At 49.0% G+C, this 23728-nt stretch carries 26 protein-coding genes; 15 read left to right on the forward strand and 11 right to left on the reverse strand.

Annotated features, from left to right (window positions below; genetic code table 11):
- Nucleotides 1-24 precede the first annotated feature (24 nt).
- The 9 genes from sppA to ACN0VA_RS14665 all read left to right on the forward strand — a co-directional run bounded on the left by sppA (nt 25) and on the right by ACN0VA_RS14665 (nt 6241).
- Entirely contained in the window at nt 25-936 is a 912-nt protein-coding gene (sppA, locus tag ACN0VA_RS14625) for a signal peptide peptidase SppA (protein WP_417821868.1), read from the forward strand.
- A gap of 63 nt (nt 937-999) precedes the next feature.
- A complete protein-coding gene (gene ihfB / locus ACN0VA_RS14630; protein WP_417821869.1) occupies nt 1000-1278 on the forward strand; it encodes an integration host factor subunit beta in 279 nt (92 codons plus the stop codon).
- A 102-nt stretch (nt 1279-1380) separates the two neighbouring features.
- The gene (locus tag ACN0VA_RS14635) at nt 1381-1728 is read left to right on the forward strand and encodes a lipopolysaccharide assembly protein LapA domain-containing protein (RefSeq protein WP_417821870.1); all 348 of its coding nucleotides are present in this window, start codon (nt 1381-1383) and stop codon (nt 1726-1728) included.
- Nucleotides 1729-1762: 34 nt separating this feature from the next.
- A complete protein-coding gene (locus tag ACN0VA_RS14640; protein WP_188663080.1) occupies nt 1763-2614 on the forward strand; it encodes a LysR family transcriptional regulator in 852 nt (283 codons plus the stop codon).
- A 146-nt stretch (nt 2615-2760) separates the two neighbouring features.
- Complete coding sequence (locus tag ACN0VA_RS14645) at nt 2761-4215, forward strand: RimK family protein (protein ID WP_417821871.1); 1455 nt, start codon at nt 2761-2763, stop codon at nt 4213-4215.
- A gap of 4 nt (nt 4216-4219) precedes the next feature.
- Nucleotides 4220-4666 carry a GNAT family N-acetyltransferase gene (locus ACN0VA_RS14650; protein WP_417821872.1) on the forward strand — a complete coding sequence of 149 codons (447 nt, stop codon included), beginning with the start codon at nt 4220-4222 and terminating at the stop codon, nt 4664-4666.
- Between the two features lie 121 nt (nt 4667-4787).
- Nucleotides 4788-5060, forward strand: a complete 273-nt coding sequence (locus ACN0VA_RS14655; protein WP_417821873.1) for a hypothetical protein — start codon at nt 4788-4790, stop codon at nt 5058-5060.
- 80 nt (nt 5061-5140) lie between these two features.
- On the forward strand, nt 5141-5677 hold the full coding sequence (locus ACN0VA_RS14660; RefSeq protein WP_417821874.1) for a hypothetical protein: 537 nt from the start codon (nt 5141-5143) through the stop codon (nt 5675-5677).
- A gap of 12 nt (nt 5678-5689) precedes the next feature.
- On the forward strand, nt 5690-6241 hold the full coding sequence (locus ACN0VA_RS14665; protein ID WP_417821875.1) for a GNAT family N-acetyltransferase: 552 nt from the start codon (nt 5690-5692) through the stop codon (nt 6239-6241).
- On the opposite strand, the gene ACN0VA_RS14670 is transcribed toward ACN0VA_RS14665, so the two are convergent.
- From ACN0VA_RS14670 to ACN0VA_RS14680, 3 genes are read right to left on the reverse strand one after another with little or no spacing between them, the layout of a single operon-like run.
- Nucleotides 6222-7499, reverse strand: coding sequence for a cation:proton antiporter (locus ACN0VA_RS14670; protein ID WP_417821876.1), 1278 nt, complete (start codon nt 7497-7499; stop codon nt 6222-6224). The two genes, ACN0VA_RS14665 and ACN0VA_RS14670, sit on opposite strands and share 20 nt — an antisense overlap.
- Before the next feature lie 3 nt (nt 7500-7502).
- Entirely contained in the window at nt 7503-8339 is an 837-nt protein-coding gene (locus ACN0VA_RS14675; protein WP_417821877.1) for a mechanosensitive ion channel family protein, read from the reverse strand.
- 1 nt (nt 8340) lies between these two features.
- Nucleotides 8341-9300: a CorA family divalent cation transporter gene (locus ACN0VA_RS14680; RefSeq protein ID WP_417821878.1), complete on the reverse strand. Its 960-nt coding sequence runs from the start codon at nt 9298-9300 to the stop codon at nt 8341-8343.
- A 208-nt stretch (nt 9301-9508) separates the two neighbouring features.
- Between ACN0VA_RS14680 and queC the strand changes: the two genes are divergently transcribed.
- The 4 genes from queC to ACN0VA_RS14700 all read left to right on the forward strand — a co-directional run bounded on the left by queC (nt 9509) and on the right by ACN0VA_RS14700 (nt 13479).
- Nucleotides 9509-10216 (forward strand): 7-cyano-7-deazaguanine synthase QueC, encoded by a 708-nt coding sequence (queC, locus tag ACN0VA_RS14685; RefSeq protein WP_417821879.1) that lies wholly within the window; start codon nt 9509-9511, stop codon nt 10214-10216.
- Nucleotides 10217-10221: 5 nt separating this feature from the next.
- Entirely contained in the window at nt 10222-10578 is a 357-nt protein-coding gene (locus ACN0VA_RS14690; RefSeq protein WP_188663105.1) for a 6-pyruvoyl trahydropterin synthase family protein, read from the forward strand.
- Nucleotides 10575-11288 carry a 7-carboxy-7-deazaguanine synthase QueE gene (gene queE, locus ACN0VA_RS14695; protein WP_417821880.1) on the forward strand — a complete coding sequence of 238 codons (714 nt, stop codon included), beginning with the start codon at nt 10575-10577 and terminating at the stop codon, nt 11286-11288. The genes ACN0VA_RS14690 and queE overlap by 4 nt, the downstream gene beginning before the upstream one ends.
- Before the next feature lie 160 nt (nt 11289-11448).
- On the forward strand, nt 11449-13479 hold the full coding sequence (locus tag ACN0VA_RS14700) for a YgiQ family radical SAM protein (RefSeq protein WP_417821965.1): 2031 nt from the start codon (nt 11449-11451) through the stop codon (nt 13477-13479).
- Here ACN0VA_RS14700 and ACN0VA_RS14705 read toward each other — a convergent pair.
- Together ACN0VA_RS14705 and ACN0VA_RS14710 are read right to left on the reverse strand one after the other, a co-directional pair.
- Nucleotides 13476-13856, reverse strand: a complete 381-nt coding sequence (locus ACN0VA_RS14705) for a hypothetical protein (RefSeq protein WP_417821881.1) — start codon at nt 13854-13856, stop codon at nt 13476-13478. The two genes, ACN0VA_RS14700 and ACN0VA_RS14705, sit on opposite strands and share 4 nt — an antisense overlap.
- Before the next feature lie 12 nt (nt 13857-13868).
- Entirely contained in the window at nt 13869-14297 is a 429-nt protein-coding gene (locus ACN0VA_RS14710; protein WP_417821882.1) for a MaoC family dehydratase, read from the reverse strand.
- Between the two features lie 124 nt (nt 14298-14421).
- On the opposite strand from ACN0VA_RS14710, the gene ACN0VA_RS14715 reads away from it, so the two are divergent.
- Nucleotides 14422-15459, forward strand: a complete 1038-nt coding sequence (locus ACN0VA_RS14715) for a M23 family metallopeptidase (protein ID WP_417821883.1) — start codon at nt 14422-14424, stop codon at nt 15457-15459.
- A gap of 77 nt (nt 15460-15536) precedes the next feature.
- Nucleotides 15537-15890 carry a carboxymuconolactone decarboxylase family protein gene (locus ACN0VA_RS14720; protein WP_417821884.1) on the forward strand — a complete coding sequence of 118 codons (354 nt, stop codon included), beginning with the start codon at nt 15537-15539 and terminating at the stop codon, nt 15888-15890.
- Between the two features lie 55 nt (nt 15891-15945).
- On the opposite strand, the gene ACN0VA_RS14725 is transcribed toward ACN0VA_RS14720, so the two are convergent.
- From ACN0VA_RS14725 to ACN0VA_RS14750, 6 genes are all read right to left on the reverse strand, one after another.
- Complete coding sequence (locus tag ACN0VA_RS14725; RefSeq protein ID WP_417821885.1) at nt 15946-17247, reverse strand: M16 family metallopeptidase; 1302 nt, start codon at nt 17245-17247, stop codon at nt 15946-15948.
- Nucleotides 17244-18584 carry a M16 family metallopeptidase gene (locus ACN0VA_RS14730; protein WP_417821886.1) on the reverse strand — a complete coding sequence of 447 codons (1341 nt, stop codon included), beginning with the start codon at nt 18582-18584 and terminating at the stop codon, nt 17244-17246. The genes ACN0VA_RS14725 and ACN0VA_RS14730 overlap by 4 nt, the downstream gene beginning before the upstream one ends.
- Before the next feature lie 127 nt (nt 18585-18711).
- Complete coding sequence (locus ACN0VA_RS14735; RefSeq protein WP_417821887.1) at nt 18712-19287, reverse strand: DUF3035 domain-containing protein; 576 nt, start codon at nt 19285-19287, stop codon at nt 18712-18714.
- A 24-nt stretch (nt 19288-19311) separates the two neighbouring features.
- Nucleotides 19312-19821, reverse strand: a complete 510-nt coding sequence (lspA, locus tag ACN0VA_RS14740; RefSeq protein WP_417821888.1) for a signal peptidase II — start codon at nt 19819-19821, stop codon at nt 19312-19314.
- A 98-nt stretch (nt 19822-19919) separates the two neighbouring features.
- The gene (gene ileS / locus ACN0VA_RS14745) at nt 19920-22709 is read right to left on the reverse strand and encodes an isoleucine--tRNA ligase (RefSeq protein ID WP_417821889.1); all 2790 of its coding nucleotides are present in this window, start codon (nt 22707-22709) and stop codon (nt 19920-19922) included.
- Between the two features lie 18 nt (nt 22710-22727).
- Nucleotides 22728-23678 (reverse strand): bifunctional riboflavin kinase/FAD synthetase, encoded by a 951-nt coding sequence (locus tag ACN0VA_RS14750; RefSeq protein ID WP_417821890.1) that lies wholly within the window; start codon nt 23676-23678, stop codon nt 22728-22730.
- Between the last annotated feature and the right edge of the window lie 50 nt (nt 23679-23728).

Raw genomic sequence — 23728 nt, forward strand, 5'->3', positions numbered from 1 at the left:
GAGTGAATGAGAAAGCGGGTATTGATGACATTTTCTTCGGATTGGTTGCTGGACCGGATACGCCTGAAACGCCGATTGCGGATTTGGCAAGGCATAGGCATTCTTGCGCTTTGTGGTGTGGTTTTAGCCTTGGCAGCACGTTTTGATATGTTGTCACATGGCGATCATATTGCACGTCTTTGGGTGGATGGCATCATCAGTGACGATGTGGAACGCGATGACTTGATTGGCGAACTTGCCCGCGATGATCGGGTGAAGGCGGTTATTGTACGCATCAACAGCCCCGGTGGAACGGTTGTCGGTGGCGAAGCCCTTTATAAAAACTTGCGGGCACTGGCTGCGAAAAAACCCGTGGTCGCCGTGATGGGGGAGGTTGCGGCCTCTGCTGCTTATATGACGGCGTTGGCCAGTGATCATATCGTGGCGCGCGAAGGGACGTTAACCGGTTCCATCGGTGTTTTGATGCAATCGGCCAATGTGAAAGAACTGATGGGGAAACTCGGTATCAAGCCGGTGATGATTAAAAGTTCGCCCTTGAAGGCCACGCCGAATCCGATGGAAGATTTGACACCCGAAGCCGAAAAGGTCACGCAGGATGTGATCATGGATATGTACCAGATGTTTTTGGGCATGGTGGTTGAACGCCGCGGTTTGGCGATTGATAAAGCCAGAATCTTGGCCGATGGGCGTATATTTACGGGACGACAGGCAAAGACAGTTGGTCTGATTGATGAAATTGGCAACGAGGCAACGGCAATCCGCTGGTTGGTTGAACAGAAGAAATTGGCGAAAGATCTGGAGATTTTTGACGCTTTATATGGCGAAGAAACTTTTTGGCAGGAGACACAAAGTCGAATTTTTGGAAGTTTTTTTGATAAAACGTTGATTCCAGAAGGGCTTAGACTTGACGGTTTGGTTTCCGTCTGGCACCCTTAATAAAAGCAATAAGCCTATTGGAGGCCCACCGTCGGGTCGATTTTAAATAAGGAGCAGGTGCCAATGACCAAATCGGAACTGATTGCGCGTTTGGCAGAAGCAAACCCCCACCTTTTCCAGCGTGACGTGGAACGAATTGTTTCGACCATTTTTGATGAAATTACGTCTGCGTTGGCAACGGGTGACCGGGTCGAGTTACGCGGTTTCGGCGCATTTTCCGTCAAAACACGTGGCTCACGCGTTGGTCGTAACCCGCGCACTGGCGAGTCTGTGGATGTTGGCGAAAAGGCCGTCCCATACTTCAAGACCGGAAAGAAATTGAGAGAACGCCTGAACGGCTGATTTCACTTTCCTTGCGTATGTACCTCAGTGTATGACAGGCGAATACGTTGACGTCTTTGCTTGGAGTTGGCGTGCGTTCGCGTTTTTTGAAAGTTATGTGTGATGAAAATCCTGTCTTGGCTGCTTTTTATACCCTTTGCGCTGGTTGTGGTTATTTTTGCGGTGTCCAACCGGGGACCGATTGCGGTTGATTTTTGGCCGCTGCCTTTTTCTCAGGATATTCCGCTTTATTTACTGAGTCTCGGCACATTGGCGTTTGGGTTTTTCTTTGGGGCATTGTTGACGTGGTTGTCTGTTGCCAAATGGCGCGTTATTGCCATCAGCCGCAAAAAAGACACGGAATATGCCGAGCAGGAAATCGCACGTCTTCAGCAAAAAATCACACAAATGGAAGCCGCCGCAAAACCCAAACAGGATGTCTTGCCTGCTGTAAAAACGGATGCGGCCTGACGAACGGGGCTGAGCGTAGGAGCGCGGGCGTCGGATGGACATTACCTTAGCGAAAACATTTCTGGCAATTATCGAGCTGGGCAATTTTGCCAAAGCTGCCGATCAGTTGTATGTCACGCAATCAACGATCAGCACACGCATTAAACAGTTGGAAGACTTGTTGGGACAAACCCTGTTTATTCGCACAAAATCCGGCACGACATTGACCCCAGCGGGCGCACAGTTTCGTCCGTTTGCGGAAAAAATCGTTCAAACATGGGAACAGGCCCGGCAAGAAGTTGCCTTGCCAACCGCCTTTGAAGCGCGCTTAAGTGTCGGCGTTCAGTTTACCTTATGGGAACGCCTAATGGTGAAATGGTTGCCGTGGATTAAAAAAGCGGTGCCGGATTATGCGATTTTGGCCGATGTCGGTTCTTCTGAATGGTTGATGCAGCAATTGGTCAATGGCTTGTTGGATCTGGTCATTACCTATACCCCGCAAAATCGCAGTGGCTTGGTTGTTGAAAAATTGATGGAAGAACGCCTCGTGCTGGTTTCAGACAGCACGCGCGCTTTTGGCCCCAGTGACAAGGATTATATTTTTGTTGATTGGGGACCGGAATATAAAATGGACCATGCCTGTGAATTTCCCGCACGTGATATGGCACCGGTGACTACCAACTATGGCCCGTTGGCTTTACAATATTTGTTGACCAATGGGGGGTCTGCCTACCTGCCCATGCGTATGGTGCGCCCCTTTTTAGAAGACGGGCGTCTGGAACTGATCGAAAAAGCCCCGGTTTTTGCGCGTGCTGTTTATTCCGTCTTTATGGAAAATGATGATAGCACCCGTTTTGAAAAAGCCTTGGAAGGCTTGCATCATGTCGCGAGTCTTGAAGAAGAATAGGGTTTGCATTTAGTTCGATTTTTTCAAATTTAAACTAAGATATTATTCGCTTTTCAAAAGCGTAGAGGAGGCATAAAGCAGGATATTGCCTCCTTTTTATTTTGAAAACTGAAGATAATCTTCGTTTATATGAGAGAACCGTATTCATGCAGCAAACATTGATTGTTGTGGAAGACAGCGCGGACTGGCCTTTTGAAACCGCCGCAACTTTGATTAGCTTTGAGAAATATCTGCACGATTATCCGAAATTAAACGAGCCCAAAACACGTATTATTAATCTGTGTGATACGGAAAATTATCTCAGCAAAGGATATTACTGTTCTTTGTTGGCAGAGGCCCGTTGCCATCGTGTGTTACCAAGTGTGAAAACAATAAATGCATTGCGCAACCGTCATGCGGAAGCCGAAAGCTATTGGTTGGCGGAAAATGACGTATCCGATCTGGAAAGCTTAAAGGAACGTCAGGAACATTTTATCTTTTTCGGTGTCTGCGCAGATAAACGCATTGCGCGTTTGGCCGGAAAGCTGTTTCAACAATTTCCGGCCCCTGTCTTAAAGGTGACGCTGTATCGTGAGCATGGCAAACTTGGGTTTACCTTAAAACGCGAATCGCCATCCGTCCTGACAGTAGATCAACGAGAAGATTTCCTGCAAGCTTTGCATGCCTTCACCCAAATCGTATGGCGCGGTGGTGCGAAAGGCAAGCGTTTGCGATGGGACATGGCGATTCTGATCGACCCGGAAGAAAAGGTGCCGCCGAGCAACCGCCAAGCGATTACCCGTTTTGTAAAGGCAGCAGCAAAACTGGGGATCAATGCGCAGACGTTGCAGGTCACTGAGTTACAAAATATTGATCAATATGATGCCTTGTTCGTGCGCGAAGCAACCGCGATTGATCATCATACCTATCGTTTGGTTAATAAGGCAGAGGCTGCAGGGCTGATCGTTATGGATGATTCAGCTTCCATCCTGCGCTGTTGTAATAAGGTGTTCTTGCACGACGCCTTTAATTATAATGGCGTGCCGAGTCTTAAGACTTTGGTTGTCAGTGATCAAAGCGAAGAAACACTGATGGATATTGAACGCCAATTATCCTATCCGTTGATTTTAAAAATGCCGGAAGGGTCCTTTTCGTTGGGGGTGTTCAAGGTTGGATGCCGGGAACAATTGCATGAAAAATTGACGTTGTTGTTTCAGGATAACGCCTTGGTGCTGGCGCAGGAGTTTCTGTTTACGGAATATGACTGGCGCATCGGTGTCTTGAATGGTCGAGCGATTTTTGCCTGTCGGTACTATATGGCGCGCAACCATTGGCAAATTTATAATCACGAATCGCGACGTTATTTTTCTGGTGATTTTGAAACCCTGCCGACTTTCGAGGTGCCCAAACCCGTCTTGGATGCTGCCCTGAAGGCCGCCAAAGTGGTTGGGGATGGTTTGTACGGTGTGGATTTGAAGTATGCCGATGGCAAGGCTTACGTGATGGAAGTGAACGACAACCCCAACATTGATCATAAGATTGAAGATGCCTATCTGGGGGATGAACTATATATGCAAATCATGGCGGAATTCTTGCGCCGTTTGGAAACGCGGGGGCGATAAGGTCATGGAAGCAATATTTCGGCGCGCCTGGTTGTCCGATCTTGATGCCTTGCAGGATATTGAAGAAAGCTGTTTTTTTAGCGATCGTTTGTCGCGCCGCCAGTTACGTTATCATTTACGCGGGATAAGAAATGCTGTCTTTGTTGCCTGCGTGGATGAACAGGTTGTGGGCTATGCTTTGTGTCTTTGCCCGCCCAATGACCGACCCGCCCGGCTTCATTCGTTGGCTGTTTTGCCGTCTCATCGGGGCAAAGGTTTGGCCAGCGGCTTGATTGAAAAAGTCATGTTTGATGTGGCACAAAAAGGCTATCGGCGTTTGCGTTTGGAAGTGCGCAAAAATGATCCGGATACGGTTGCACTTTATCAAAAATTTGGGTTTCTCAAGATTGACGATCTGCCCGTTTATTATGGGGACGGGGCGGATGCGTGGCGTTTGCAGCGAAGTTTATAAGGTTTTCATAAGTTCGAAAAAATCGAATTTAAGCATAAATATTATTCGCTTTTCAAATGTGTATATCCGGCTCTATATGAGATTACAGCCCAGTTGGTGGGCGCGTTAAATGGAGAAAAAAATGAAGACTGGTTTATCTGTTCTGGCCCTTGGCGTTGCAATGATCTTTGGGGCTGTTCATGCACATGCAGCAGATTTAATCAACGAAGACGACATGTCCTACACTGTCATTGTTGATGGTGATATGGAAGTGCCGGTCGAGGCAAAATCAGAACTGCAAGGTTTTTGTGATGCATGCAGCGTCCAATTATCCGGTTCTGAGCAAGAGCCGATTTCAGTCAACGAAGCTGCCACTGTGATTATCAGTGAAGGCAAACTGGTTGTCGAAAACTAATATCGGTTTACGGCAACCTTTGTGAAAAGTGAACGGCGCAGGAATTCGCCGTTCACGCCCACAAATCAACAGGTGTCGAAATGTCATCGATTGTGAAAACGAATAAATTTACACAAGCCCTTGGGGATTGCATTCGCAACAATCCTAAATTCAAAGCAGGGCAAAGTTACGCTGATTTGTCTATGTGGACGCGCTTGTGTGTTAGTCTCAGCGATACCGAAATTTTCAGCATGTTGCCGATTGCGCTTCGTAATGTCTGGGCGGATGAAGAAATTCATCCCCTGTTGCAAGAGCGCGGTGCCCTTGGAACCGGACGGTTCAATGTACAAAGTCTGGCGGCGACTTTGGTTTGTTTTCGCCGCACAGAAACCCAAAACAGCGAAGTCCGTGTGCTGCAAAGCCAACTGGCGCATTTATCACATGAATTCAACAGTTTATCCTTTAGCGTCTTTGATATCTTGAAGCGCTTGGACCGACTGGAAGCGGAAAATGTCACCCTGAAACAGGCCTTGAATATCGGTGATTTGTCTGATGATCCAGCAGGTTTGCCTAAAACGGAAACGCAGCAGATATCCATTCGTTCCGATCAGGATGCCGTCACTAAATATGTTCTATAAGGAAAGAAAGAAATGAACAAAATCGTTCATATCCAGTATCAAAATGCAACAACCGACGATTTGGCAGATTTGCTGTTGCTGGAGGACTTGTGCTTTGGCAAGAAAAAAACCTATCGCAAGTTATTGAAACGATATTTCCTGTCTCAGATTGCCCATTGCATTGTGGCGAAGCTGAACGACCAACCGATTGGTTATGTCTTGACGGTGTTTACGCCCAATATGAAAACGGCAACCATCAATGCCTTGTGTGTTCATCCACGACTGCGTATGCAGGGGATCGGCGAAAGCCTGTTGAATTGGGCCGAAATCGTAGCCCTGCAATCGGGTGCAACACAAATTGGGGCCGAGGTGCAGTTTGACAATGATGCGATGACACACCTTTTAAGACAAAGTGGCTATGATGAATGCAGCGATGTTTTGGTCATGATCCCGGAACATTCCGATGGGACCAAGATGCGCAAACGTTTGATGAACGGTGTCTACGATCTACGTCATCCCGTTGCCAGTGAAGAGATTGAATTGTCAGCCCTGAACGCGGATCATTTCAATATTTTGTCTCGTTAGTCGGGACCGGAGGAGGGGGAATAATTTCTCCCTTTTCTGCATTTTGGGCGGCGTATTGACGTTCACGTTCGATTAAAGCCTGACGTTCATCCAGGGGCGTCAGGTATTTTGTGCAGAATTTTTTGCATAAAATAATCCAGCCCGGGCTGACCAGCAGGGTACAGGCGATGATCAACGTAATCAGTTGATGACCATAAGACGTAATCACACCGCTTTTGAAACCAAGTTCCCCCAAGACGAAGCTGAATTCCCCGATTTGAGCCAGCAATGCCCCGCCATAAAGGCTTTCTTCCCAGGTGCGTTTAAATAATTTCAGGATTAAAGTATTTAAGACGGTATTGAGCAAAAGGGCGAGGAAAGCCAAACCCAAGACCGTTCCGGCGTTGTCCAAAAAGAAGGTGAGATCAACCAGCAAACCGATGGACACGAAAAAGAGGGCGATAAAAATCACCTTGAAACCCATAAGGCTGCGTTCCACCCAGTTTGTATCGCGTGTGGCATGGATCAACATGCCGCCCACGAAAGCGCCCAAGGCCGTGGACAGATCGAATAAGCCGGAAATCAGGGCCAAACCGAAACAGATGAACAGGGCACTAAGCACCTGAAGTTCGTGATTGCGTCGGATTAAATCCCCAAAGGGCAGGTTGATTTTCTTGCGTGTCACAATATAGATGGCAAAACCAACCAGTAAAATTGCCCCGGTTCCTTGCAATAACAAATGACTGTTACCGCCCTCGCTTGTTCCGGCAAGGTATCCGATAATCAAAACCATCGGGACAACGGCGATATCTTGTGCCAGCAAAATTGCCAGCACATCTTGCCCGGTTTTGGATTGCAACTCGCCCCAGTCTTCCAACAATTTCAGGATGACGGCCGTACTGCTGAGGGCCACAACGAAGCCTAACAGGATGCTGCGGTTTAAGGGCCAACCGAACAGTTTGCCGATCCCGACAACGATTAAAACGGTGAGGGAGATTTGAACAAGTGTTCCCAAACCTGCCAGCCAGAGGTTGGATTTAATTTTGGTGGGGGAAACTTCCATACCGATGAAAAAAAGCAACAGGACCACACCGACGGCCCCCATGCGGGCCAACATGTCCGGGTCGCTGATCAGGGCAAATCCTGCAGGACCGACGGCAATGCCTGTGATCAGATAGGCAATAATCACGGGCTGCTTAATCAAGACACCAACCAACGATATCCCCAGCAGAAAAAGCAGGATTGTTAAAAAGAGGGGAAGGGCGGGGTCCATATGCATCGTTTAACCTGCCTTTCGGGCATACCAGTCGGCAATCTCTGCGCTGGCAATCGTTTTTATTTTATTTTCAATTTGGCTTGCTTCGGCAACCGGGACAAAACAGATAAAAGTCAATCGGACGTGGGTGTCGTCCAAAAAACTGATCCGGCTGTCAATGAAGGCATCGGGAAGCGGAATATCGGCGCGCTTTTCAATCAAGGCTTTGTATCGTTTGGCAACTTCGGCGTATTGTTCTGTTTCCTCTGTCAGGATGTTCAATAATTTATCCCGGATCGGGCCGAGGGGGATTTCAGGATGCAGAACAATGTTGAAGTTGTGATAAGTATAACGCTTGTTGAACCGTTCATTCTTGACGGTTGTTGATAAAAACAAGCTGTTGGGAACAAGAACGGTACGTCCACTATATTCATATTTTTTATGACCATGACCCAATTCTTCCAAGGATGTGGTCATAATGTTTTGATCGACGACTTCCCCGCGTAAATCGCCAATTTCGATCCAGTCACCGACACGGATTAAGCCGCTGGTCGATTTCAGGATATAGCCGCTGATACATAGGATCAGTTCTTTGGTGGCCAAAATGATGGCAACGGCAAAGGCGGTTAAGGACAGGGCAAAGGTGCGTAAGGCTGGGGCCCAGATGAAAATCAATGCGATTAAAACAACAAGAAATAAGCCGTTTTTAATATTGGATTTGATCCTTCGTCGGTCTTCGATCTCCATTTTCGAGCGGCTGTTCAGCCAACTGTTAGAGACAAAACGTACCGCCAGCATCGCCGCCATGAAGACGAGGGAAGCTATGATTTGGTTGCCGGATAATTGTTGGATTAACTCAGACATTTTAAATCCATTTCAACTTCTTAAGGGCGAGATAGACGCCAAGCCCCATTCCCAATGAAATCAGGCAGAGGATTAAAAAACCATAGGGACTTTCGGCAAAGGGCATACCACCGACATTGGCCCCCATCAGGCCGGCAAACAGGCTGAGAGGCAACATCAGGGTGGCGACAATGGTCAACCGATACATGGTGTTGTTCATTTCTTCGGTTTGTACACTTTTAATCTCTTCTTGTAAGACGGTTGTGCGTTGGCGCAAATGGTCCAGTTCACCGACTTGTGTACTTAGTTTTTCTGCAAGGTTTTTAAGTTGGGTGCGTTCGCGTTTTTTGATCCACTTGCTGTCTGTTTCACACAGTCGATGCAGGATATTGGCCTGCGGCTGTAAATGTTTTTGAAACCCCAGCAAGCTGCGTCGAACAGGAGATAAATCATCCTGCAATCCATCCAGGTTATCACTGAGGGATTGTTCTTCCATTTTTGTGACAAGATCCGCGATATCTTCGATTTCATTACCGATTAATTCAATCATCAGCGAAATCAGGCGGGCAAGAAGGCTGCTTTGGCTTGAAAAGGCTTGCTTCTTGTCAATTTGGCTTTTTAAAGTCGCCACCGATACCAAATCACGGGTGTGAAAGGTTAAAAGGGCATGAGGGGTGAGGAGAATGCGCAGATTAACCATATCTTCGGGGCAATCTGTTTCGCGCAGATTGACACCGCGCACAGATAGATAAATATCGTCTTCGTTTAGTTCCAGTCGTGGGCGTAAGCTGTTGTTGAACAGGGCCTCGGATGTCGCATTGTCAATTTCAACAAGTTTCTTGAGAAGATAGGGACAGGCTTCATCTTGCGGGTCCAGATTAACCCAAAGGAATCCATCTTGTAAGGGCGCCTTTGTCAGCTCTTCAAGCTCGATCGGCTGGTGATCACCGCCGGGGCGGATATGGAAAGCAAATTGCGACATGGTCCGACCTCGAATATTTATGCGCGAAAACAATCTCTTATGAATCTATCTGCTTTAAAGGGCAATTCAACAGATATTTCACAAAATCCGTTCTCCATATCCTTCCTTGAAATTCTGTGTGGAGTATGAAATAAAGCGCCCTCATTTCGCGTGAGCAATGGTGCTCATCCCGGTCGCAGCCTACCCGGAGAAAACAAGGATAACTGAAATGAAATCAATTGTGATTTGTTCAGGCGGTCTCGATTCCGTCACGCTTGCCTATAAAATGGCAGCAGAAAGTGACCTGAAACGTCTGATCTCTTTCGATTATGGTCAACGCCATAAGAAAGAAACCGCCTATGCCGCCTTGTGTGCGCAAAAACTGGGTGTTGCCCACGATATCGTCGATATCACCACCATCGGGGCCTTGTTAACAGGGTCTGCCTTAACCGATGATGTGGCTGTCCCTGACGGTCATTATGCCGAAGAAACCATGCGCAGTACCGTTGTCCCCAACCGGAATGCCATTATGTTGACGATTGCCTTTGGCGCGGCGGCGGCACAAAATTGTGATTGTGTTGCAACAGCCGTTCATGGTGGGGATCATTTTATCTATCCCGATTGTCGCCCCGGTTTTATCGACAGTTTCAATGCCATGCAGGCACAAGCCTTGGATGGATACGCAAATGTGCAGCTTTATGCCCCGTTCGTGCACATTCCAAAGGATGGGATTGTCAGCGAAGGCGTCAAACTGAATGTGCCTTATGAAGACACATGGTCCTGTTATAAAGGGGGCGAGGTACATTGCGGGCGTTGCGGTACCTGCGTGGAACGGCGCGAAGCCTTCCATCTTGCGGGTGTCGAAGACCCAACCGAATACGCCGATCCCGATTTTTGGATCAAGGCACGTGCAGACTATCAGGCAAACAAGGCGTAAAAATCATGTTTACCATTTCCAAACAATTCCATTTTTCCGCCTCCCACCAATTACATGGTTTGGCAGCGGATCATCCCTGTTCGCGTCTGCATGGGCATAATTATATTTGCGAAGTCGTTTTGCAATCGGACACATTAAACAGTGTGGGCTTTGTGCGCGATTATCGTGAACTTTCCGATTTGAAGAATTATATTGATGACGAACTGGATCATCGCCATTTGAACGATGTTCTGGGGGAAAATAACACGACCGCAGAATTGATGGCGAAACACCTTTATGACTGGTCGCATGCGCGCTGGTCGGAAGTTGTTGCCGTGCGCATCAGCGAAACGCCAAAAACATGGGCGGAGTACCGACCATGAGCAGAAAGCTGAATATCTGTGAAATTTTCGGCCCGACCATTCAGGGCGAAGGGGCCATGATGGGACGCCCGACCCTGTTTGTACGCACAGGCGGATGTGATTATCGGTGTCGTTGGTGCGATACCATGTATGCGGTTGATCCCAAACATAGTGATCAATGGCAGAAAATGACAACCGAAGAGGTCATGGCGGAAATTGAACGTTTGAGCGATCAAACGCCGATGCATGTGACCTTGTCCGGGGGCAATCCGGCCATGCAACCGTTGGAAGACCTGATCGATCTGGGTCATTCCAAGGGATACCAGTTTGCGATGGAAACTCAGGGCAGTCTGGTGCGAGACTGGTTTAAAAAACTGGATCAATTGACGCTCAGCCCGAAAGGTCCATCAGCCGGGGTAAAAACCGATTGGGATGTTTTGGACGCTTGTGTCGATCTCGTTGGGCTTTATAAGCAAGCGAGCATGAAGGTTGTGATCTTTGACGATGCTGATTATGCCTTTGCTCAAAAGGTACAAAACCGTTATCCGCAATTACCACTTTATCTACAAGCCGGAAACCATATGGTCGATAGCGATGCGCCTGCTGATATTCCCGGTGTACTGGATCGTCTGCGCTGGTTGGCGGAAAAAGTTGCCAGTGATCGTTGGCAATCAGCCTGTGTTTTGCCGCAGCTTCATGTGCTTGCATGGGGAAATATGCGCGGCGCCTGAGACTTTTTTAACACCCCCCTCTTGAAAACCGAGGGGATTAGTCGGATTTATCTGGAAGTCTGGAACCATTCGCGTTAGAAGACTGCGAATTCCCTTACCTGTGAACAAAAGCGTTTGAACCATGCCCGATACACCTGTTCGTGAAACACCAAAAGAGCTGATGAGTTATCGCAAATACTGGGCGCACCGTTTTGGTACGGCCCCGTTTTTGCCTATGTCGCGCGAAGAAATGGATCTTTTGGGCTGGGACAGTTGCGACATTATTCTGGTGACCGGGGATGCCTATATCGATCATCCCAGTTTTGGCATGGCGGTCATTGGGCGCACGTTGGAGGCACAGGGCTTTCGCGTCGGTATTATTGCTCAGCCCGATTGGCAGGGACCGGACCCGTTTAAGGTCTTGGGGAAGCCAAACCTGTTTTTCGGCGTGACTGCGGGCAATATGGACAGTCTGGTCAACCGTTATACGGCAGACCGTCGCATTCGCTCCAATGACAGCTACACCCCGAACGATGAAGGCGGGAAACGCCCGGACCGTGCGGTGATCGTCTATTCCCAACGGGTACGCGAAGCTTATAAAAAAGTGCCGATTGTGATTGGCGGGATTGAGGCATCTTTGCGCCGTATTGCCCATTTTGATTACTGGTCGGACAAGGTCCGTCGATCTGTTCTGGTCGATAGCAAAGCGGATATCCTGTTGTATGGGAATGCGGAACGCGCCTTGATCGAGGTTGCCCATCGTATCGCCAAAGGGGATGATCCGAAAACCATGTTCGACGTACGCGGTTGTGCCTTGATGCGCGATGCATCCATGATGGCGGATTGGCAGGAAATCGATATGACGTCTATCGATGACACGGCCCCGCGTGATAAGCATGAAAACGAAAAAATCGTTGTACGCATCCCGTCTTTTGAAACGGTGCGTGACGATCAGGAAGTTTACGCGCAGGCCTCTCGCGTGTTGCATGTGGAAAGCAACCCGAATAATGCGCGTCCGATTGTGCAGGCACATGGTGAACGCGATGTCTGGATTACGCCGCCGCCTCTGCCCTTAAGCACCAAGGAAATGGATTGGGTCTTTGGTCAACCCTATGCCCGCAGTCCGCACCCTGTGTATGGGGACGCACGTATTCCGGCGTGGGAGATGATCAAATTTTCCGTCAATATTATGCGCGGCTGTTTCGGCGGTTGTTCTTTCTGTTCCATTACGGAACATGAAGGCCGTATTGTTCAAAACCGCAGTCACGAATCGATTTTGCAGGAAATTGAGGATATGCGCGATAAGATGCCCGATTTTAAAGGGCAGGTTTCCGATCTGGGTGGGCCGACGGCCAATATGTATCGCTTGGCCTGTAAAGATGACGAGATTCAAGCAAGCTGTCGTCGCTTATCCTGTGTTTACCCGAGTATCTGTAAAAACCTGAATACCAATCACGATAGTCTGACCGAACTTTATCGAAAAGCGCGGGACCTGCGCGGAGTGAAGAAAATCTCCATCCAATCGGGTTTACGTTACGATTTGGCGGTGAAAAGCCCATCCTACGTCAAGGAACTGGTCACCCATCATGTCGGCGGTTATCTGAAAATTGCACCGGAACATACCGAAGACGCCCCGTTGTCCAAAATGATGAAACCGGGGATCGGGTCTTATGATAAATTCAAACAAATGTTTGATATGGCAGCAAAAAAAGCAGGGAAAGAACTTTACCTTATCCCCTATTTTATTGCGGCACACCCCGGTTGTTCAGATGAAGATATGATGCATTTGGCCTTGTGGCTGAAACGCAATGGCTATCGCGCCGATCAGGTGCAGGCCTTTACACCGACACCGATGTCGTTATCAACAGCGATGTATTATTCTGAACGAAACCCCATGAAACCGGTGCGCCGGGAAGGGGGCGAACGGGTTTATACCGCCAAAGGGTTGAAGCAACGGCGCTTGCATAAGGCGTTCTTGCGCTACCATGATGCGGAAAATTGGCCCCTGTTGCGCGAAGCTTTGAAGAATATGGGGCGTGCTGATTTGATCGGGAACGGCAAAAAGCACCTTGTCCCCAGTTGGCAGCCAAAAGGCACCGGCAATAAAGGCGGGGAAGGTGTACGCACTGGGCGAAAACACAAAACGCAAAAGTTTGTGACGACACACAGTGGCAAAGGGCGGCGCAATAGCCCACTTCGCAGCAAAGGTTAACGCAAATCGCGTCCGCAGCCTTTTAACGTTTCATGCTCGGACTGAATGGTCACGCTGAATTTAAACTCTTCGCCGCTCATACTGTCATGGCAGGGGCCAAGGCCTTTGGTGACGGTATAATCCTGTGTATAATAAGACAGGCCATTGACCACATAGGGCTGTTCTGTGCGGTTTTTGTCATACCCTGTGAGCAAGACCATTTTACCGGCAGAAAGTTCGACAATCCACGGCGGTTCGTTGCCGGTACCGCGAAATTCCACACCGTTTTGTGCAGCTTTAACCCACGGGTTTACCGTCTGGTTTTCGGCGGCGGTGGGACCGTCGCACGCGATAAGCGTGAAACAGGCCCCGACCAAAAATGAAAAACGAGATTTCATCAAACCGACCGATTAACCGCGATCCGGGATCATAATGGTGGCATCGCCTGTAATAACGGCGGTGTCTCCAACGGTACAGACAGTTTCGAATTTGATCATTTTCTTGGCATCGTCTTTTTCGAGGGCGGTGACGCGGGCAACGACCGTATCGCCAATTTTGACAGGGGCCTTGAATTTCAGGTTTTGTGCAATGTAAATACAGCCCGGACCAGGCAGTTTTGTGCCGAAGACGGCTGAGATAAAGCCGGAGCTGAGCATGCCATGTGCGATTCGGGCCTTGAACATGGTTTGCGCGGCAAATTCCTCGTTCAGATGCACCGGGTTGGTATCGCCGGAAACCCCTGCATAAGCCATAATGTCGGCTTCTGTAACTGTTTTAGAGAAAACATCGGTCATGCCGACATCGATTTCATCGTATGAGTAGCCGTAAAGCTCTTCCATGGTTTCCATTCCCTATATTTGATTTATAACTTGTGCGCTGCACTATATACGGAACTAAAAAAGCCCTAAAGTGAAAATTCCCCCTTTTCTTCAATGAAAAGAATGTTTCATAATGCGCCCCATCATGTCAGCCAGAAAAATTTATATATTCCTCAGCACGTTTTTGTTCTTGATCGGCCCGCTTTATGCGGAGGAAATCAAGCCGCCTGCCAAGATGATTCTGCCCGTGGAATGCGAAATCGGCTGGAATTGCTGGATTGCAAATTATGTCGACCATGCCCGTGATGACACATCCAAGGATTATGCCTGTGGGGAACAGACCTATAATGGGCACAAGGGCACGGATTTTATGATCCGCAATTTCCGCGACATGCAAGGGGGCGTCCTTGTTCGTTCCGCGCTGGATGGTGTGGTTGTCGGTATTCGCGATCGCATGAAAGATATTGATTTTCGCAAATTGCCGAAAGAACAAATCGCAAATAAAGAATGCGGAAACGGGGTTCGCATTGATCATGGCGGAGGCTGGTTTACCCAATATTGCCATATGCGCAAAAACAGCGTGCGGGTGAAAAAAGGTGATGTGGTGAAACAAGGTGATATCCTTGGCTTTGTCGGGAATTCGGGTCGTGCGATGTTTCCTCACCTCCATTTTAAAGTCGAATACGCCGATCCCAAGGCTGGTAAACGCCGCGGCGCAATCGTTGATCCGTTTGTCGGGATTGCGCGCAAGGATGCTTGTCGCGCAGGTGATGAGGCCCTTTGGCCAAAAAGTGTAATGGATCAGCTGCCCTATCGTTCGGTTGATATTTTTGATATGGGGTTTTCTGCGTCACAACCGAAATATGATGGGTTGGTCGAAGGGCTTTATGATGATGAAACCCTGTCCGTACGTTCGCCGCGGTTATTTTTATGGGGACGTTTCCTGCATGTGAAAAAGGGGGATCGTCTGACGTATGTGATCAAAGGGCCGGGAGGCGTTGAAATCCTGAATTACAGCAATGTTATTGAAAAGGATCAGTCCTATCGTACTTTGCATGCCGGGGTACGCCGCCCTGCCCTTTATTGGGAAGAAGGAACCTATTACGGTTATATCAAGCTGGTTCGCGCAGATGAAAACGGGGGGCGGATCTATGAATCCGAGGCTGCGATTTCTTTGCGATAACGATCTTGTCGTTGATTTTCTCAAACAATCATAATATTAGTATAATCTAAAATTAAAAACGGATGGAGTTATAGATCATGGGTAAAAATTATCCCGATATCGCCAAGGATTTGACAGGCGCGATTAAAACGTTGCGTACAGCGATTCCGGATACGATGAATGCATTCACACAACTGGCTGAAAAAGCGAGTGCAGATAGTGTTCTCGACCCGAAAACCAAAGAATTGCTGGCTATTGCGATTGCCATTACTACGCGTTGTGATGGTTGTATTGCGTTTCATGTCAAGGCTGCTTTGCGTCATGGGGCAACCCGTGAAGAAGTGGCAGAGACTGTCGGGATGGCGGTTTATATGGGCGGTGGCCCGTCCATGATCTATGGCGCGCAAACATTGGAAGCTTACGACCAGTTCGTCGAAAAATATAAAAAATAAGATCGTTTATTCGAAAAAAAGCCCGCTGTTCATAAATAACAGCGGGCTTTTTTTGTTAAAGGCCTTCGGGTTGACCAACAACAACGGCTTTTAATTTGTCCGGTGTCAGCAGGGTTTTTGCAACTCGGTTGACGTCTTCAAGGGTCACGGCTTCCACTTGTTTATTACGTTTCTCTAGAAAATCGATGGGCAGTTTATCCATCTGCATCCCGAGAAGAATTGCCGCAATATTATCACTGGAATTAAATCGCAGGGCAAAGGAGCCGGTTAAAAACGTTTTGGCATCCTGCACTTCTTCGGCGCTGACACCTTGTGTGGCGGCTTTTGCCCATTCAGCGCGCACAACATCCAATGTTTCTTTCACCCGCGCATTCTGGGTACCCGCACCAACAACCCACAGATTGGCATGCTGATAGCCTGCCAAATAACTGTAGACGGAATAGACAAGTCCGCGTTTTTCACGAACTTCTTCAGTCAGGCGAGAGGAAAAACCACCGCCGCCTAAAATATAATTCAGAACATAGGCTGCGTAGAAATCCTTGTCATGGCGTTCAATCCCTTCCTGTACGAACAGAAGACTGCTTTGGGGGACGGGTTTTTGAACGACGCTCAGTTCATTGTCCAAATGCAGAACCGCATCAGAAACCGGGCGGTTTTCTGTTTTTTCAGGCAGGGCGGCGAAGGTTTTATCCAGTAATTTTTCTAATTCGGTTGCTGTGATATCACCGGAAACCCCGATCTTTAAATCATGGCGGCTGAGGCGGGTTTGCACAAAATCATGTAAGTCGGCTTGGGTGATGTTTTGCACCCCCTCAATGGTTCCTTTTGATCCACGTGCATAGGGGTGATCGGCAAAAATAGATCGATATAAGGTCAGGGCCGCAATGGTATTGGGGTCTTCTTCGCGTTGGCGCAGCTCTGCCAGAATTTGCGCACGAATACGTTCAACAGCGTCTTTTTCAAAACGTGGAGCAAGCAAGGCCTGATTTAACATCTCAAGGGCGGGTTCCAGGTTTTCCCGCAAAGTCAGGACGTGACCGCCAAAACGATCCATGCTGGCTTCAAACCGTAACGTTATGGACAGATCATTTAATCGAGCCTGAAAACTTTGTGAATTCCATTCTCCGGCGCCTTCATCCATCGTTGCAGAAGCCAGACGGGCCAATCCTTCTTTTCCAACAGGGTCTAGTGCACTGCCGCCTTGAAAGCCGAAATGCAGGGAAACGATGGGATTGGTATGGTCTTCGATCAGCCAGGCCTCAATGCCGTTTTCTGATATGACTTTTTGGACGGGGGCCAAGGCATATGCGGGCAAGCTTAGCAAGATTGTGACGGCAAAGAAAATAAATCGGATCATTGTTTCGCTCCCTTCTCAGCCGCCATCAAAATGCCGGTTACGGTGTGTTTGTTTTCCAGTACGCTGCGCAAAGCCCGATTGACGTCATCACGTGAGATGGATTTGATATCGTCGGGCCAATTTTCGGTTTTGTCGGTTGTCATACCGATGGCGAGGGAGGAACCAAGTACCTGTGCACCCGTCCCCAGATTGTCACGGGCAAATACCGCATCGTTGATGAGGGATTTTTGGGCACGCAGGACTTCATCCTGTGCGACGCCTTTTTCAATCAGCAAGTCGATTTCCTTGATCAGGGCTTTTTCCAGTTTATCGAGGGACACCCCCTGTTGTGGACTGGCCCAGAAGGTCAGTTCGGACACATCCAGACGGTTTGGGGAATAGGACATACCCGCAGACACCGCGAGTTTCTGGTCCACGACCAAGGATTGATAGAGGCGACTAGTGGCTGAGCCGCTCATAATTTGTTCGAGAATTTGCAAGGCATAAGGTGCCTTTGTATCTGTTTTATCATCGCCATAGCTGGGGGCAAGGTAACTGCGTTGCAGGCTGGCTTGACGCACACGCGGGTCTTTTTTTATCACACGGCGATCTGCATGGGCGGGGGGCTCGCTCGGGCGTTGGCGGATTATGTCGGGCCCGCGTGGGATAACACCGTAATATTTTTCAGCCAGAGGGCGCAGTTCTTCCATAGTGACATCGCCCTCAACGACCAAAACAGCGTTGTTGGGCGCATACCATTTTTTGTAGAAATCTCGCAGGTCTTTGAGGCTGAGATTCTCAATCTCGTGTGCCCAGCCGATCACAGGAATGCGGTAGGGATGGTTCATATATTGAACGGTGTCAATTTGTTCGCGCAATTGTGCACCGGGGTCGTTATCGGTACGCTGGCGACGTTCTTCCAAGATGACGAGACGCTCCGGTTCAATGACCTCTTTGGTCAGGGTCAAGTGCGTCATACGATCGGCTTCCATTTTCATAACCAGTTCGAGGCGATCTTTGGCCACGGTTTGAAAATAGGCGGTATAATCATACGAGGTAAAGGCGTTGTCGCGTCCGCCGTTTTTGGCAACGATTTTTGAAAACTCACCCGCAGGGATGCTGGGAGTTCCCTTAAACATCAAATGTTCAAAAAAATGAGCAATGCCGGACTTACCTGCCGGTTCATCAGCCGAACCAACGCGATACCAAACCATGTGTTTTACAACAGGGACGCGGGTATTGGGGATCAGGACCACCTGCATCCCGTTTTTCAGTGTAAAGCTTTGCGGATTAAAAACGCGGGCCTGTAGCGGAAAGGAAACAAGCAGGCCGATCAATGCAGCAATAAGAAAACGCACGTTTACCTCAAACAATCAATAGGGAGCCACCCGCTTCAAACGGATGGCAATAATAAAACCAATCGAGTCTTTAAGGATTTAGCCTGAAACCTTGTTCAAACAAGGGCAGACTTATCGCGTCGTTTACTTAATTAAATAAACCTTCGAGGATGGCTTGGTCTTTGCGTTCAATCACAACGGCGCCTTGACCGTCGACAGTTTTACCCAAAGCCTGTGCCTCACGAATACGTTGAGCTTCTTTGGCTGCATCGACTTTGGTGCCGAAGGCTTCTTTATTTTTCCAGAACATAATTTCGTCTGTAAAATGTTTTGATTCTTCGACAAAGGCGCTTGTTTCGCGGTCAATCTTTTGACGGATGGTCGGATCGACACCTGTTGCGCCGGTTTGTTGCAATAACGCTTCCAGACCCGGTGTCATATTGGCATAACCGTTTTCGTTGGTACGGGGTGTATTGACATCACGACCCGTCAAAGCACGTTGGGCCTTAAGAGTTTCATCTTCGGCCTGTGGGCGATCAGCTCCCGGTTTCGGTGGCTTGAGTGAATAATCCGGCGGCAAACTTAGTGGGGCACGCGAATAAACGGCAAATTCATCCGGCGCCGTCTTTTCCAGACCCATCATTTTTTTAGCATCACCACAGGCACTCAGACTTGCGACTGCAATTGCTAAAACCATCATATTTTTTAAGTTGAGTACTGACATTTTCATCGCCGTTTTACTGTCCAACTATTCACACTCATTTGTTTTAGATGAATCTGTCTTGCTAAACAAGCTATCTAAAATCAAAAATGTTGCTCCACAGGTGATGCCGATGTCTGCAACATTGAAAGCAGGCCAGTGATAGCCTGCTATATGAAAATCAAGAAAGTCGGCAACCGCCCCCCAATGCAGGCGATCAATACCGTTGCCCAAGGCACCACCGATGATGGCTCCGCATGGTAAGGCAAAGCGAATCCGGCTTTCGCGCACCATCCAAATGGTCAAGCCGATTGCTGCACCAAAGGCCATGGCCATCAAAATATAAACCTTAACCGAGGAATCCCAACCGAACATACCGAAACTGACGCCTCGATTCCATGCCATGACGATATTGAAAAACGAGGTGACTTCGATCACATGGGGGCGGACCATGACATCGTAGACAATGACAAACTTACTCCATTGATCGATGCATAGAACAAGCAGTGAGACGAAAAGACCCGCAAGGTAGGGCTTGGTTTGGAAAATCCGGTTCATGTTATCCTGTCAAAACCGCGCATGCGGACAAAATCTGATCGATTGCATAAAAGTGGCCTTGATGTAGTTCAACATACAAGGCCACGCAATATTAGGTCTTAGGCAATTGCGTCTTCGCAACGTTTGCAGATGCCGCCTTCGTCGCTGACTTCCGGCAGGATTTGCCAGCAACGTTCGCATTTACCACCTTCGGCTTCTTTAAAGACAACGCCGATCCCTTTGATATCTTCCATGATGAAGGCATCGCTTGGCACATCACCTTCATGCAATTGTGCCGCAGACGTAATCGAAAGTTCGGCAAGGTCGATCCCGTTCATGGCCTCGACATATTCTGCCGGGGCGTAAACGTCCGGGGCGGCCTGTAAAGAAGCACCGATGACTTTTTCTTTGCGTTTTAATTCCAGTGCACCGGTGACCACTTTGCGCAAATCACGGACTTTGGCCCATTTGGCGGCCAAGGCGTCATCTTGCCAATTGGCGGGAATTTCCGGGAACTGGCGCAGGTGAACGCTGTCTGCATCTTCACCAAAACGGCTGGTCCAAGCTTCTTCCGTTGTAAAGACCATGAAGGGTGCAAACCATGCGCTCAGTGTGTTGAACAGAATGTCCAGAACCGTGCGGGCAGCGCGGCGGCGAACACTGTCTGCTCCATCACAATAAACCGCATCTTTGCGGATATCGAAATAGAAGGCGGACAGTTCAACTGCACAGAAGTGATGCAATTCGGCAAAGGCTTTGTGGAAGACAAAATCGTTACAGGCCTTGCGCAACTGTTTATCCAATGTGAACAAACGATGCAGAACCCAACGTTCCAATTCCGGCATTTCTTCAATGGGCAGTTTTTCAGCGTCAGTGAAACCGTCCAGATTACCCAGCAAGTAACGCAGGGTGTTGCGCAAACGGCGATACACATCGGATTGTTGTTTGATGATTTCCGGGCCGATGCGCAAATCATCCGCTGTATCGGCAGAAACCACCCACAGGCGCAAAATATCGGCGCCGTACTGATTGTTGACATCTTGTGGGGAGGTCACATTGCCCAAGGACTTGGACATTTTGTAACCTTTTTCATCCAACACGAAACCGTGTGTGAGAACGGCGTCATAGGGCGCGCGACCCCGCGTTCCACAAGATTCCAGCAAGGATGAATGGAACCAGCCCCGGTGCTGGTCGGACCCTTCCAGATAAAGTGAGGCCGGCCAGGTCAAATCATCCCGGTCTTCCAGAACAAAGGCGTGTGTGGAACCAGAATCGAACCAAACATCAAGAATATCTGTGACTTGTTCAAAATCATCGGCGCTATATTCATTACCGAGGAATTCTTGCGGCTCGCGTGAATACCATGCGTCTGCACCTTCTTCTTCGAAAGCTTTGATGATGCGGTCCACGACATTTTGATCACGAAGTGGCTCACCCGTTTTCTTATCGACAAAGACGGTGATCGGCACACCCCATGCCCGTTGACGCGAGACACACCAGTCGGGACGATCCTTGATCATGCCGCCCAGACGGTTACGGCCTGCGGCAGGGACAAAACGGGTTTCATCAATGGCTTTTAACGCTTTTTCACGCAAGCCGTTGGTCTCCATCGAGATAAACCACTGTGGTGTGTTGCGGAAAATAAGTTTTGCTTTGGAGCGCCATGAACAGGGATAGCTGTGCGTGATTTTACCAGAGGCCAGCAGAGAGCCCACTTCGGTTAGTTGCTCCAGTACATGCGGGGCGACTTTATAGACATGTTCACCGGCAAAGATCGGCACATGGTCATAATAACAGCCATCCGGGCCGACCGTATCGGGCACGGCAATGCCATATTGCATGGAGACTTCCCAGTCTTCCTGACCGTGACCGGGGGCGGTATGGACAAAGCCTGTCCCGGCCTCGGTTGTGACATGATCACCGGCGATACAAGGCACGTCAAAATCATAATCGCGACCACGCCAAGGGTGCGAACAAATGGTGCCTTCCAGTTCTTTTCCTTTGAACTGGGCAATTTGTTTGAAGTCCGCAACTTTGGCTTCGCCCATAACCTCGGCGGCCAAGGCATCGGCCAGACAGATTTTTTCACCGACACGGGCGAGAGAACCATCATGGACATCAAGGACTTCATAGACGGCATAATCGATATCATTGCCGTAAGAGATCGCCCGGTTGCCTGGCATGGTCCACGGGGTTGTCGTCCAGATAACGATTGTGGCATCCTTTATCGCATCCAGTTTGGTTTCTTCAACCTTGAAACGGACGTGAATTGTTGTGGATTCGTGATCGAAATATTCAACCTCGGCTTCGGCTAGGGCTGTTTTTTCCACAGGGGACCACATGACCGGTTTTGCCCCTTTATAAAGGCTGCCGTTCATCAAAAAGCGACAAAGTTCTTTGGCAATGATGGCTTCGGCACGGTTGGTCATGGTCAGATACGGATCTTCCCAGTTGCCGACGAGGCCAAGGCGTTTAAACTCTTCACGCTGAATGTTGATCCATTCTTTGGCAAACTGGCGGCATTCTTCGCGAAATTCCAGAACAGGAACCTGATCCTTATCTTTCTTTTTCTTGCGATATTTTTCTTCGATTTTCCATTCGATTGGCAGACCGTGGCAATCCCAGCCCGGTACGTAATTGGCGTTTTTGCCCATCATTTGTTGGGAACGAACGATGATATCTTTTAAAATCTTGTTCAGCGCGTGACCGATGTGCAGATGACCGTTGGCGTACGGAGGGCCGTCATGCAGCACGAAAGGCTCGCGGCCTTTGGCATCTTCGCGCAATTTTTCGTAAAGACCAATCTCTTCCCACTTCGCCAGAATTTGCGGCTCTTTCTGGGCAAGGCCGGCACGCATCGGGAAGTCGGTTTTGGGAAGAAATACAGTTGATTTATAATCCACAGTCATGGTCTGCTCGCTTGAGATTTAAAAAGGTTCGGTCTTCTTTAATATGTCTTTGGCCTGGATGCAATCTTTTGCAATCTGTGCCTTGATTTCGTCAAGGCCGGAGAACTTCTGTTCATGGCGAATAAATTCGACCAAGGCAACGCGCACATGCTTGCCATAAAGGTCGCCGTCGAAGTCAAAAAGGTGGGCTTCCAGCAGGATGTCGCGTTTATCAAACGTTGGTCGTTTGCCGATATTGGCAACGCCGTCATGCCAGACAGTATGAGTGCCATGATCGATACCGGCGCGAATGGCATAAACGCCTAAGGCCGGTGTCAGATAATCATGTAATTCGATATTACAGGTCGGAAAGCCGATTGTGCGTCCGCGTTGATCGCCCTTGATCACACGACCTTCAATTTCGAAGGGACGACCCAGTACATCCCAAGCTTGGCGGGGGCCGCCTGTTGTCAGGTAGTCACGTACCCGTGTGGAGGAATAAGCCACGCCGCCCGCATCACTGACCGGGTTCACACAGGTAAACCCATAGCCGTGTTTCTGGCCTTCCTGCAACAGCATATCCGGGTTGCCGCGACGATGTGTCCCAAAATAAAAATTATAGCCGCTGACCACATGGCGGGCTTGCAGTCCATCGACCAGCACCTCCTTGATGAAGTCTTCTGCCGATTTTTTGGCGAAATCCATGTCAAATTGCAAGGTCACGAGATGGTCGACCTCCAGCTCTTCGATATGGCGGGTTTTGATACGAAACGGGGTAATGCGAAATGGGGCCTGATCTGGCATGAAAACCATGCGCGGGTGGGGCTCAAACGTCAGGACAACCCACGGAATCCGGTGGGCCTTGGCGATCCATCCGGCCTCGCCAATCACTTCCCTGTGTCCCAGGTGTACACCGTCAAAGTTACCGATGGCGACTGCGCCCCCTTTGACCTCGGGCGGCAAGTCCTCATAATGTCTGAATATCCGCATGGCGCGAAGGTAGCGAGATTGGGCACGGGGTCAAGTCTAAAATGGCGTTT

The organism is Terasakiella sp., from assembly GCF_048267425.1.
Taxonomy (GTDB): domain Bacteria; phylum Pseudomonadota; class Alphaproteobacteria; order Rhodospirillales; family Terasakiellaceae; genus Terasakiella.

What these genes read in the sequence shown, in the direction of transcription:
- sppA (WP_417821868.1), top strand. Translation starts at nt 25, where the DNA reads ATGACATTTTCTTCGGATTGGTTGCTGGACCGGATACGCCTGAAACGC.
- ihfB (WP_417821869.1), top strand. Translation starts at nt 1,000, where the DNA reads ATGACCAAATCGGAACTGATTGCGCGTTTGGCAGAAGCAAACCCCCAC.
- ACN0VA_RS14635 (WP_417821870.1), top strand. Translation starts at nt 1,381, where the DNA reads ATGAAAATCCTGTCTTGGCTGCTTTTTATACCCTTTGCGCTGGTTGTG.
- ACN0VA_RS14640 (WP_188663080.1), top strand. Translation starts at nt 1,763, where the DNA reads ATGGACATTACCTTAGCGAAAACATTTCTGGCAATTATCGAGCTGGGC.
- ACN0VA_RS14645 (WP_417821871.1), top strand. Translation starts at nt 2,761, where the DNA reads ATGCAGCAAACATTGATTGTTGTGGAAGACAGCGCGGACTGGCCTTTT.
- ACN0VA_RS14650 (WP_417821872.1), top strand. Translation starts at nt 4,220, where the DNA reads ATGGAAGCAATATTTCGGCGCGCCTGGTTGTCCGATCTTGATGCCTTG.
- ACN0VA_RS14655 (WP_417821873.1), top strand. Translation starts at nt 4,788, where the DNA reads ATGAAGACTGGTTTATCTGTTCTGGCCCTTGGCGTTGCAATGATCTTT.
- ACN0VA_RS14660 (WP_417821874.1), top strand. Translation starts at nt 5,141, where the DNA reads ATGTCATCGATTGTGAAAACGAATAAATTTACACAAGCCCTTGGGGAT.
- ACN0VA_RS14665 (WP_417821875.1), top strand. Translation starts at nt 5,690, where the DNA reads ATGAACAAAATCGTTCATATCCAGTATCAAAATGCAACAACCGACGAT.
- ACN0VA_RS14670 (WP_417821876.1), bottom strand. Translation starts at nt 7,499, where the DNA reads ATGCATATGGACCCCGCCCTTCCCCTCTTTTTAACAATCCTGCTTTTT.
- ACN0VA_RS14675 (WP_417821877.1), bottom strand. Translation starts at nt 8,339, where the DNA reads ATGTCTGAGTTAATCCAACAATTATCCGGCAACCAAATCATAGCTTCC.
- ACN0VA_RS14680 (WP_417821878.1), bottom strand. Translation starts at nt 9,300, where the DNA reads ATGTCGCAATTTGCTTTCCATATCCGCCCCGGCGGTGATCACCAGCCG.
- queC (WP_417821879.1), top strand. Translation starts at nt 9,509, where the DNA reads ATGAAATCAATTGTGATTTGTTCAGGCGGTCTCGATTCCGTCACGCTT.
- ACN0VA_RS14690 (WP_188663105.1), top strand. Translation starts at nt 10,222, where the DNA reads ATGTTTACCATTTCCAAACAATTCCATTTTTCCGCCTCCCACCAATTA.
- queE (WP_417821880.1), top strand. Translation starts at nt 10,575, where the DNA reads ATGAGCAGAAAGCTGAATATCTGTGAAATTTTCGGCCCGACCATTCAG.
- ACN0VA_RS14700 (WP_417821965.1), top strand. Translation starts at nt 11,449, where the DNA reads ATGAGTTATCGCAAATACTGGGCGCACCGTTTTGGTACGGCCCCGTTT.
- ACN0VA_RS14705 (WP_417821881.1), bottom strand. Translation starts at nt 13,856, where the DNA reads ATGAAATCTCGTTTTTCATTTTTGGTCGGGGCCTGTTTCACGCTTATC.
- ACN0VA_RS14710 (WP_417821882.1), bottom strand. Translation starts at nt 14,297, where the DNA reads ATGGAAGAGCTTTACGGCTACTCATACGATGAAATCGATGTCGGCATG.
- ACN0VA_RS14715 (WP_417821883.1), top strand. Translation starts at nt 14,422, where the DNA reads ATGTCAGCCAGAAAAATTTATATATTCCTCAGCACGTTTTTGTTCTTG.
- ACN0VA_RS14720 (WP_417821884.1), top strand. Translation starts at nt 15,537, where the DNA reads ATGGGTAAAAATTATCCCGATATCGCCAAGGATTTGACAGGCGCGATT.
- ACN0VA_RS14725 (WP_417821885.1), bottom strand. Translation starts at nt 17,247, where the DNA reads ATGATCCGATTTATTTTCTTTGCCGTCACAATCTTGCTAAGCTTGCCC.
- ACN0VA_RS14735 (WP_417821887.1), bottom strand. Translation starts at nt 19,287, where the DNA reads ATGTCAGTACTCAACTTAAAAAATATGATGGTTTTAGCAATTGCAGTC.
- lspA (WP_417821888.1), bottom strand. Translation starts at nt 19,821, where the DNA reads ATGAACCGGATTTTCCAAACCAAGCCCTACCTTGCGGGTCTTTTCGTC.
- ileS (WP_417821889.1), bottom strand. Translation starts at nt 22,709, where the DNA reads ATGACTGTGGATTATAAATCAACTGTATTTCTTCCCAAAACCGACTTC.
- ACN0VA_RS14750 (WP_417821890.1), bottom strand. Translation starts at nt 23,678, where the DNA reads ATGCGGATATTCAGACATTATGAGGACTTGCCGCCCGAGGTCAAAGGG.